This window comes from Rubrivivax gelatinosus, from assembly GCF_004340905.1.
Classification (GTDB): Bacteria; Pseudomonadota; Gammaproteobacteria; order Burkholderiales; family Burkholderiaceae_C; genus Rubrivivax; species Rubrivivax gelatinosus.
Genome location: NZ_SLXD01000028.1, coordinates 1 through 9,135, shown reverse-complemented (window position 1 = coordinate 9,135; position 9,135 = coordinate 1). Strand labels below are relative to the sequence as shown.

13 protein-coding genes and 1 pseudogene are annotated in these 9,135 nt (G+C 62.4%); 1 reads left to right on the top strand and 13 read right to left on the bottom strand.

What is annotated here, in order from left to right; genetic code table 11:
* Window positions 1-245 precede the first annotated feature (245 nt).
* The 10 genes and pseudogenes from EV684_RS23790 to EV684_RS23750 form a co-directional block, all read right to left on the bottom strand.
* On the bottom strand, window positions 246-1,016 hold the full coding sequence (locus EV684_RS23790; RefSeq protein ID WP_243651289.1) for a hypothetical protein: 771 nt from the start codon (window positions 1,014-1,016) through the stop codon (window positions 246-248).
* Between the two features lie 230 nt (window positions 1,017-1,246).
* A complete protein-coding gene (locus tag EV684_RS23785; protein WP_132649823.1) occupies window positions 1,247-1,729 on the bottom strand; it encodes a GNAT family N-acetyltransferase in 483 nt (160 codons plus the stop codon).
* Between the two features lie 122 nt (window positions 1,730-1,851).
* Window positions 1,852-2,139 carry a hypothetical protein gene (locus EV684_RS23780; RefSeq protein WP_132649822.1) on the bottom strand — a complete coding sequence of 96 codons (288 nt, stop codon included), beginning with the start codon at window positions 2,137-2,139 and terminating at the stop codon, window positions 1,852-1,854.
* A gap of 11 nt (window positions 2,140-2,150) precedes the next feature.
* Window positions 2,151-2,753: a T6SS effector amidase Tae4 family protein gene (locus tag EV684_RS23775; RefSeq protein WP_132649821.1), complete on the bottom strand. Its 603-nt coding sequence runs from the start codon at window positions 2,751-2,753 to the stop codon at window positions 2,151-2,153.
* A 356-nt stretch (window positions 2,754-3,109) separates the two neighbouring features.
* Window positions 3,110-3,361, bottom strand: a pseudogene (locus EV684_RS24500) (PAAR domain-containing protein); the annotation flags it as partial.
* A gap of 198 nt (window positions 3,362-3,559) precedes the next feature.
* Window positions 3,560-3,946, bottom strand: coding sequence for a hypothetical protein (locus EV684_RS24230; RefSeq protein WP_200222488.1), 387 nt, complete (start codon window positions 3,944-3,946; stop codon window positions 3,560-3,562).
* A gap of 165 nt (window positions 3,947-4,111) precedes the next feature.
* Window positions 4,112-4,330 (bottom strand): hypothetical protein, encoded by a 219-nt coding sequence (locus EV684_RS24225; protein ID WP_200222487.1) that lies wholly within the window; start codon window positions 4,328-4,330, stop codon window positions 4,112-4,114.
* 135 nt (window positions 4,331-4,465) lie between these two features.
* Window positions 4,466-4,867: a nuclear transport factor 2 family protein gene (locus EV684_RS24725; protein WP_132649819.1), complete on the bottom strand. Its 402-nt coding sequence runs from the start codon at window positions 4,865-4,867 to the stop codon at window positions 4,466-4,468.
* Between the two features lie 42 nt (window positions 4,868-4,909).
* Window positions 4,910-5,341 carry a WapI family immunity protein gene (locus EV684_RS23755; RefSeq protein WP_132649818.1) on the bottom strand — a complete coding sequence of 144 codons (432 nt, stop codon included), beginning with the start codon at window positions 5,339-5,341 and terminating at the stop codon, window positions 4,910-4,912.
* A 33-nt stretch (window positions 5,342-5,374) separates the two neighbouring features.
* Window positions 5,375-5,935, bottom strand: coding sequence for an SMI1/KNR4 family protein (locus EV684_RS23750; RefSeq protein WP_200222486.1), 561 nt, complete (start codon window positions 5,933-5,935; stop codon window positions 5,375-5,377).
* Window positions 5,936-5,964: 29 nt separating this feature from the next.
* Between EV684_RS23750 and EV684_RS23745 the strand changes: the two genes are divergently transcribed.
* Window positions 5,965-7,059, top strand: a complete 1,095-nt coding sequence (locus EV684_RS23745) for an IS5 family transposase (RefSeq protein ID WP_132649817.1) — start codon at window positions 5,965-5,967, stop codon at window positions 7,057-7,059.
* Window positions 7,060-7,241: 182 nt separating this feature from the next.
* On the opposite strand, the gene EV684_RS23740 is transcribed toward EV684_RS23745, so the two are convergent.
* From EV684_RS23740 to EV684_RS23725, 3 genes are all read right to left on the bottom strand, one after another.
* Complete coding sequence (locus EV684_RS23740; protein ID WP_132649816.1) at window positions 7,242-7,574, bottom strand: hypothetical protein; 333 nt, start codon at window positions 7,572-7,574, stop codon at window positions 7,242-7,244.
* Between the two features lie 173 nt (window positions 7,575-7,747).
* Entirely contained in the window at window positions 7,748-8,035 is a 288-nt protein-coding gene (locus tag EV684_RS23735; RefSeq protein ID WP_132649815.1) for a DUF7668 domain-containing protein, read from the bottom strand.
* A gap of 433 nt (window positions 8,036-8,468) precedes the next feature.
* Window positions 8,469-8,993, bottom strand: coding sequence for a hypothetical protein (locus EV684_RS23725; RefSeq protein WP_132649813.1), 525 nt, complete (start codon window positions 8,991-8,993; stop codon window positions 8,469-8,471).
* Window positions 8,994-9,135 lie beyond the last annotated feature (142 nt).

Below are 9,135 nucleotides of genomic sequence, written 5' to 3'. Positions count from 1 at the left end.
GGCCTCGTCGCTCGTCTCATAGTCGACGTCGCTCGCGCCGCGCCGAGAACTGGCAAGGTGATCAGGCAGGCTGACGAACATTTCTAATCAGGACGTCGCAAGTGAAGGCGCCCCAATGGGTGGTCGTTGCGCGTGCACTTCGAGCGTGCCGCGTCCGTGCACCTTGGCATCCAGACGCGACTCGCGTGTCAACGACTAGGCGACAGCACCGCACCGCCCGCTTCGGACGTGCCGGATGCAGCGCGTCATTTCGTAGTGCGTTGAGCGATCGCGTGCTTGACGACCTGACCGACGGCCTTGGCGCCCGGCGCGTAGGCCGACATGGCGGCGCCAACCACCATCAGGAAGACGGCTGTTGCCGTGAACGGCCAAACCGTCCGGCCGAAGGCGCTGACAAGCCAGTGCTGCCGATCATGGCCACGCAGATGGCGAAAGAGGGCGTAAGACAGCGCCCCGTCGACCAGGACCTCGGCGAACAGCACCGGCGCGATGTAAACCACGTACAGCGACGCCACGGCGATGCCGACGGCCAGGGCGATCGCCGCCAGGGGGATAGCGGCTTCATCGGCCTGCGCCGCGGTTTCGGCTGCTTCGCGTACCGTTCCGAGCGGTGAAGCGGCCGCTTCGTCCACGGGAGCCGCCGAGCCGTCGAAGGCGGCCGTGGCGCCTCCACCGCCGAAGTCGCCCCCGCCTCCACTCTGGATGTCGGGTGGTCCACCGGACTCTCCGCGGCTGAGAGCGAGGCTGAGGATGTCCGGCGCATCCCGGTAGTCGTCGGCGTTCGTCCTGAGCCAAAGCCAGATCAGGAACAGGAAGAACAGGTAGGCGAAGCCCAGCGCCAGCGGGTAGCGCAAGGCCATCGAGTCCAGGCCGAACTGCAGCAAGGTGAACGACGCCAGAAGCCCGAAGCCGCCGGTGAGCGCGACGAGCAGCGCCATCTGGAGGCGCGGGAAGGACTCTCGAACGAGGCGGCGCTGTACGCGCTGGACGACGAGCTCTCGGTGGTTTGTGGTCATGGAAGGTCGGGGTCAGGTCTTGCCTTTTGCAACACGGGCCGCGAGCGCGGAACGCTGTCGCTAGGCCAGCCTTCCAGCGGCTGAAGTGGCGTGCAAAAGGCAAGATCTGACCACCCCCGGCGCCGCCGTCCGGCTCGGAGGCGGGGAGGGGCGCCGCGCGCGTGAACGGTGTCGCCGGTGCCGGCGGATGAGCGGTTGATTCACTGTCGGCTGGCGGTCCGACAGGAGTTTCATCCCTTCATCCGCTGCAGATCGAGGCTCAGGCAGACCTCGCCGTTTGGCTTCACTTCGCCTGTATGCCGGAAGCCGAATGCGAGATAGAAGTCCTTGGGGCCATGCGGGCCCACGACGTACGAGGTATGCAGGTAGTTGACTCCCGGCCTAGATGCCGTGTGTGCGACAACGAGTTCAAGCGCCCGACGGCCATAACCGTGCTTCTGGAACCGCTGGTCGATCATGAAGCGCCACAAGGAGACTTCGGGGCGTGGTGCCTCGGCTCCAGGCAGCGTGTGGTCGCGGAGCATGGCAAAACCTACCAGTTCCGATTCGACATAGATCGCCCGGAACCATGCCTCTCGGTGGAAGTAGGCTTGGGCGATGGACACCGCGTTGCTCGCGACGTAGCCCCGCTGTTCGGGGGTGACTTGAAGCTCGGTCACGGCCCGGACGGTTTCTGCCGTGACTTCTTTGAGTACGACCTTCGTTTGCGTCATGCCTTGGGCCTCCGGCGTTCGGGTTTTCCGTGGTGATTTGCTCGCTTTGGGTCGGTGCCGGCCCGTGGCCCATGAGGCGACATTCACCCAGTCGTCCACGGATTGCTTTGCCGCGCTGAATATCAGGTTTGACGCACTGTGATGTAAGTCGCGACAAGCGAAATGCTCAGTAGAGTTGACCAAGATGCCATGCCGATGAAAAAGCCTCGTGGTTCTGCTCTGAAACGTTTGGCGAGGCTTGCGGCAACGATCATGGTCGATATCAAGGCTAGACCAGAAAAATAGAGCGCAGGGAACAAATAATCATCACCGCAGGCGCTGGGCTCGCCGCACTCCGGGGGTCTGTGAACGAAGACAGCCAGTATGGCGACGGCAAACGCCGCGCCGATGGCTGTTCCGGTTGCGACCATCGCTCCTGCTCTCACTTGATCTCCCAGAAGAGGATGGTTTTTGACTTGCCGAGGTCTGAGTATCCCCAATCGGTGCCTGGCAGGAATGATCGTTGTCCAAGATAGCGTGCGGTGGTCGTCAGTGTGCCGATCAGTCCGCTCGCAGTGAGGCGAGACCCGTTCCAAAGGTCGATGTGGTCTCCCGTGGATTGGTTTCTCGCGTCTGTCTTGCGCATCCAGTAGTCGGCGAAATATACGATTCCGGTGCGCCGAGCGATCTTGCTTTGCCAGTCTTCGCCGGTAATTATCTCCGGCTTCCGGGGCAGGCCGCAGAACGGTTGTTTGTCGAGCCAGGCTGCCAACTGGGACGCGCGCGTTGCTGCGGTCCTGCCGTTGATGTTGATGTGGCCAAGGTCGCTCGGGCGCACGCCGATGCTCTTCGCGGTGAACGACTTCATCTCGATGCCGGCGCTATGAATGGCAACGCTGATCTTGATCGCGCATTGGTTTTCGAAGCCCGCTGGAGGTTTTCCTGTTTTATGGTCTCGGTAGGGAGGGTTTGCAGGATAGCCGGCCCATAGTGCGGCAAACGTCACGGCCGGCATGTTGACGCGGCAGACGGAGTCCGGCGTCATGTTGGTGCTGACTTGGGCTCGCTGCTGGAGAGTCGTCACAGGTCACCTTCTGCCAAATGAAGCGCTTCGTCGCCCCAGTAAACCTCGTAAACGTCGGCTGTAGTCGTCACGATGCGGGGAAGCCGCCGGGTATCGTTCAACCGGCCCTTGAACGTCCGGCCGTCGGCTGTCTTGACAAACCATGGCAGTCCGACCGGAGGGGCCGCGTCGGATGTCGGTGTCAGTTCGACCTGTTCATCGAAGCTGCCGCTCTCTTGTGTTGCGGCGGATAGAGGCTCGTTATCGCCGGAGTCGAACTCGAGTCTTCCCGCATCGAGCCCCTGTCCGCAGTCGGCGTTGACATCGACCGCAGCCAATGTCTGTGAAGAGAGCAGGATGGCTCTGCAGGCGGTTCGATCACCTTGGCGAGCGACGGGCTGGCCGTCTATGAGGCATGCAGGGTCGCCTGAGACGATTCGCGTGATGCCGCCGTGCCCTTTCCGCGGGCAGGTGACCTTGTCCCCGGTTCGCGCCACTTTGCGGCCATCGATTTCCGTTGTGGTTGATCCGCTGATGACAACGCCGCCATGACTGGTCTTGTCGCCGACGACGATCACGAACCGCAGCATCGGATGCCTTTCGACCTTTGTACGCCGGGGACGGTACGTGCAGCAACGTGGCAAGTGAAGGCGCCCCGATGGGTGGGCGGTGCGCGTTCATTTCGAGCGTGCCGAGTCCGTGCACCATGGCGTCCGAACGCGAACTCGCGTGTCACGACGAGGCGACAGCACGGCAGCGCCCGCCTCGGGCGCGCCGCATGCAAGGCGTCATTTCGTGGCGCGTTGAGCGCTGGCGTGCTTGACGACCTGACCGACGGACTTGGCGCCCGGCGCGTAGGCCGCCATGGCCGCGCCAACCGCCACCAGGAAGACGGCCGTTGCCGTGAACGGCCAAATCGTCCGTGCGAAGGCGCTGGCAAGCCAGTGCTGCCGATCGTGGCCACGCAGATGGCGGAAGAGGGCGTACGACAGCGCCCCGTCAACCAGGACCTCGGCGAACAGCACCGGGGCGATGTAAACCACGTACAGCGACGCCACGGCAATGCCGACGGCTAGGGCGATCGCCGTCAGGGGGATAGCGGCTTCATCGGCCTGCGCCGCGGTTTCGACGGCTTCGCCCACCGATACGCCCGGTGAAGAGGCTGCTTCGTCCACGGGAACCGCTGAGCCGTCGAAGGCGCCCGTAGCGCCGCCCCCGCCGAGATCGCCCTCGCCTCCACTCTGGATGTCGGGTGGTCCACCGGACTCTCCGCGGCTGAGAGCGAGGCTGAGGATGTCCGGGGCATCCCGGTAGTCATCGGCGTTCGTCCTAAGCCAAAGCTAGATCAGGAACAGGAAGAACAAGTAGGCGAAGGCCAGCGCCAGCGGATAGCGCAAGGCCATCGAGTCCAGGCCGAGCCGCAGCAAGGTGAACGACGCCAGAAGCCCGAAGCCGCCGGTGAGCGCGACGAGCAGCGCCATCTGGAGGCGCGGGAAGGACTCTCGAACGAGGCGGCGCTGTACGCGCTGGACGACGAGTTCTCGGCGGTTTGTGGTCATGGAAGGTCGGGGTCAGGTCTTGCCTTTTGCAGAACAGGCCGCGAGCGCGGGACGCTGCTACGAGGCCAACCCTCCCGCGGTCGAAATGGCGCGCAAAAGGCAAGACCTGACCACCGTCGGCGGCACGGGGGCGGGTTACCAGACCTGTGCCGCCGGGGTGCCTTGGTGGTACCGCAGTCGCCACCGGTTGGCGGACCGAACCCACACCGAGGATCGAAGGGTGTGATTGGACAACCCGCCGCCTTGATCGACCTGAGCCGAACGGTAAGTGAGCAATGCGAGCTCTTGTCCGAGTCGGACGACTTCGAAGTCTTCCGACGCCACCGCGGGATGAACCTCAACCGAAGTCAGGTAATTGATGGCCGTTTCACGATCGTACGATGTGCCGGAGCGGCCGACCTCGCGAAACTCCGGGTCGAGAAGTTGTTCGAGCCTTGCGCGACTGCAACGAGCCCCAGGATGATGGAGTTCGACTTCAAGGGTTTGGAGTTCGGCAAGCAAATAATTCACGGCAGGAGGGTCTGTGCGGTCTAGCATTCGACCTAAGGGCCTGCCGAATGCGGGTCTTCTTGAAAAGGGTTAGGCGGTGTTTTCATCGGCGACGGTGGCTTTGAACCACATGAGTACCGCCTCGATTTCACTCGGAAGAACCTCAAAACCACCGGTGACGCTGGAAGTGAACTGGCCATTGTCGGTGTGGTTACGCGAGCCGATGGTGAACGACACGCCGATGTGACCCTTTGAGTCAAGGTTCTCGATGGTGAGATTGAAGTCCTCGGGCGACATTGCGTACAGCTCGACCTTACCGTTGAGGTCGCGGTTCAGTGCCTCAAGTTCAGCAATAAAAGCCTCGACGTCTGGCCATTCGAGCCAAGCGTTTGATGCTTCGACCAAGAAGAGCGACGTCTTCGCCGAGCACTGAATGTGCAGGTCGGGTTTTGACGTGCGCTGGCTCGGAGTTCGGTGAAGCAGCCTAAGTCGCAGTTCACCACCGATGCCTTGGATTTGCATGGGACCGTTTGAGATAACCGGTTGACCGACATGTTAGGCCTCATCTTGCGGATGATGCACATACAGGCCGGCTAAGAAGTGCGCAAAGCTTGAGGCCAGCACAGTGACGTGCGGCGGGTCGGATTCTGTCTCGACATGCACCACGCGCGGTTCACCTTGGGGCCCGCATTGGGTGTAGTCCAGCATCACGACGTCGTGGCCGGCGGAAGGGCACTCTGCGACGACAACGCCAATTTTGGGGTAGCCCCACTCGTTGATCATTGCGGCGCTTCCAAGGTCTGGGGAGTCGATGCCCCACTCGCCACCAATGCCGCGGATGCCTGTCACGGCAATGTGATCGGCAGCCCAAGAGGTTGGTGTTGTGGTCGGGAAACTGTTTCGTCGAGGCGTACCGCCGTTCTGTGTGCGGAGTAGCTCCAAGTAGGAGCCGGGCAGCTTGTATCCGAGCCGCGCCTGCGCAGATGCAATTCTGTCTTCGGTGAGTGGCGGGCTCATGAAGTACTCGTCGTCAGCCCAGAAGTCGGAAGCGAGTGTCATGAGGCCTAACAGGCTGTTGAAGAACCTCTGGACGCTGCGCCCCGCGGCGTAGAGCATCCAGCCATCGAGGACGGAGGACGAGGCCGATGCGAGGTGCCGACGGCTACAACGAATCGCTGTTCAGCACGGTGCGGCTGGAGGACTTTGTCCCGACCAATCACCCGCTGCGGCCGATCCGGCAGTGGATGAACGAAGCCCTGTCGCGGCTGGACGGCAAGTTCTCCGCGATGTACGAGGCCGACGTCAAGGGCGGTCGCCCGAGCATCGCGCCGGAAAAGCTGATGCGCGCGATGCTGCTGCAGGTGCTCTACAGCGTGCGCAGCGAGCGGCGGCTGGTCGAACAGATCTCCTACAACCTGCTGTTTCGCTGGTTTGTCGGCCTGGCCATCGAGGACACGGTGTGGAACCACTCGGTGTTCAGCAAGAACCGCGACCGCCTCATCGAACACGACGTGGTGACGGACCTGTTCAACGCGACGGTGGAGACGGCGCGCTCGCGCGGGCTGCTGTCGGGCGAGCACTTCAGCGTGGACGGCACGCTGATCCAGGCCTGGGCCAGCCACAAGAGCGTGCGGCGCAAGGGCGGCAGCGACGACGACAGGCCGCCCGAGGACTGGCGCGGCGAGCCGCGCAGCAACGACACGCACGAGTCCAAGAGCGACCCCGAGGCCAAGCTGTACCGCAAGAGCGATGCGGCGCCGGCGCTGCCGAGCTACCTGGGGCACGTGATGACGGACAACCGCCACGGCCTGGTCGTGGACGTGCAGGCCAGCCAGAGCGATGGCCGAGCCGAACGCGAGGTGGCCGCGCAGATGCTCGGCGACGCGGCCAGGGCCGCCGGCCGGCGCATCACCGTGGGCGCCGACAAGGCTTACGACACCCGCGGCTTCGTGCAGGCGTGCCGCGAAAACGAAGTCACCCCGCACGTCGCGCAGAACCTGGGCCGACGAGGCGGCAGCGCCATCGACGGGCGCACCACGCGGCACGGCGGTTACGCCGTGAGCCAGCGGCGGCGCAAGTGCATCGAGCAGTGCTTCGGCTGGGGCAAGGTCGTCGGCCCGATGCGGCAGGTGATGCTGCGCGGACTGAACAAGGTCGACCAGTTGCTGACGCTGACGACGGCCGCCTACAACCTCATGCGACTGCGCGGCTTGGCCGCAGTGCGTCTGCAGGGGGCGTAATGAGGGCCAAGGACCGCGGAATTGCCGACTTCGAGTCCAGGAATGGCGCCTCAAGGGCTTTCGGGACGCCAATTTCGCCGCGGCGACGTACTGGATGACCTCGGGGCGGCTCATCTTGAGGTGTGCGGACGTGCCGGCGATCGGTTTTTCAACGGCCTGCTAGGAAACTCCTCCTGCATCAATCACTTGGGAGGAGTTTCTTGAGAGGCGTCGCTCGTCGGAGCGCGGTCGCCTGGGGCGATGTACTTGCTCTTCAGGACGATCCTGGCGCGATCTTGCGGCAAGTGCTTCACATATGGCCGCGCGTCCGTGGTCTTGAGCAGGAAGTACTCCCCATGCTCGTTACGAGCAATCCAGGTTAGATAGAAGCCGTCGACGCGTCCATCGTCGTGGATGACGTTCTCACTCTCGTCGACTACTTCTGCCCGATGCCCTTCAAGGCATAGTGCCGGTTCCGCGGAAGCGATACGAACATCGCGCAACTGAGCTCGCGCTTGCTCACGCAGTTTGGCCACGTGCGCCTTGAGCGCACCGAAGAGCGGAACCCTTAGCATTTCGTTCTCCAAAGCGAGACGACACCCGTGACGGGGCCTATTGCGGCGCATAACGTAGAAGTGACCGGCGGACTGAAGGCGGGCGAACGCCCGCCGATAGCACGTCCGTGTCGACTGCCAAGTTAAGTGGCATGTCAGAGCACATGCAAGTCATCGACCTCAGCCTCCCATTCACCGGGTGCCTTCTCAACCATCGTAAGCTCTAGCGATAAATCGGACCGGCCCTCTTCGGCGGTGAACAAGGGCACAACGACTGACCAGGTCGGTGCGACTGCTCCTTCCACCGCCACGAAATCGGCGAGGTCATAGTGTGGCGGCTGCACCAGGCGCCGCCCGTAGCTCTCCACAGCGATTCGCAAGGTCTCCGCAGCCATACGGGATCGCGGAGCCCACTTGATCACGCTTTCGTAGTCCTGCGCCACAAGTGCTCCGACAATGCGACCGATGACGGCGACGGATGGAACGCGAGGCGAATGTGCCATTTAACGTGAAATTGAGCGGACGCCGAAGGCGGTCCGCTCCAATGACAGGTTAAGGCTCACGCGCATCGCTCAACCCACACGGTTTCGCCTGGATGGTGTTCCTCAATCGTGTCGATCGCTCCGGCCAGCACATCGCCCGACTCCCCCTGTAGTGGGTAGATTAACCGAGACACGTTGACGTCTTCGAGGGCGGCATAGTTGGCTTCCGAGATGGCGTCGGAGCCACACCACACTGCATCCGCACTGTCTCCGCGCACTCGCAATGCTTCCACGAGACCGACAGGAGTAAGCGCAAGGAAAACCATCAGTGAGCCTTAACGTGAAAGTGAGCGGACGCCGTAGGCGGTCCGCTCCAATGGCAAGTTAAAGCGCATTACGCAATTGCCCACGACATAGCTCTCGTCGGATGGTTGGGATCTCCCCACGGCGCAGTGCACTCTTCGCTCGCAACGCCAGCCGAGTGCGGGGACCATGCGGCAACAAGGCGAAATGGCGCAGATGCCATTATTTCCTCCTTGAAGTCTTGGGCCGACTTCTTGTTCCAACACATGAAATTGCAGGCAACTGGACCGAGCTGAAAAACTACGAGGTTTGCCTTGAAGGCCACGGACATTCGTACCTTTACCGCGGGCAGCCAAGGGATGTAGTCGTCATCGGACCGGGCAAATGTCATGATGCGGTTGACACCGAACTCAAACAATGTTCCCCGTCCACGATTCAATACTTCAAAGTAAGCCACGAGCCCGTCGCCTCGCTCTGGCCTTACGCCTTCCACATCTGTGGATAGCCAGTGTTCAGTAGCCAAGTCCAACACGTCTACCGCAGTCAACTCTCTGAGAGATCGGTTTTTGAGCTTGACAAAAGAACGAAGCGATTTTTCGATGTCGTGTGCGTGCATGGCGGACCTGCGCTTTAACGTTGCCGATAACCGGCTGCCGCAGGCAGGGATCTTGTTTCTCAAAAGTGGACACACCATTATGAAACAAGGCTCCGCTCGAAGCCTGCAGGCGACAGGTATCCGATCGACGAATGTAGCCGCT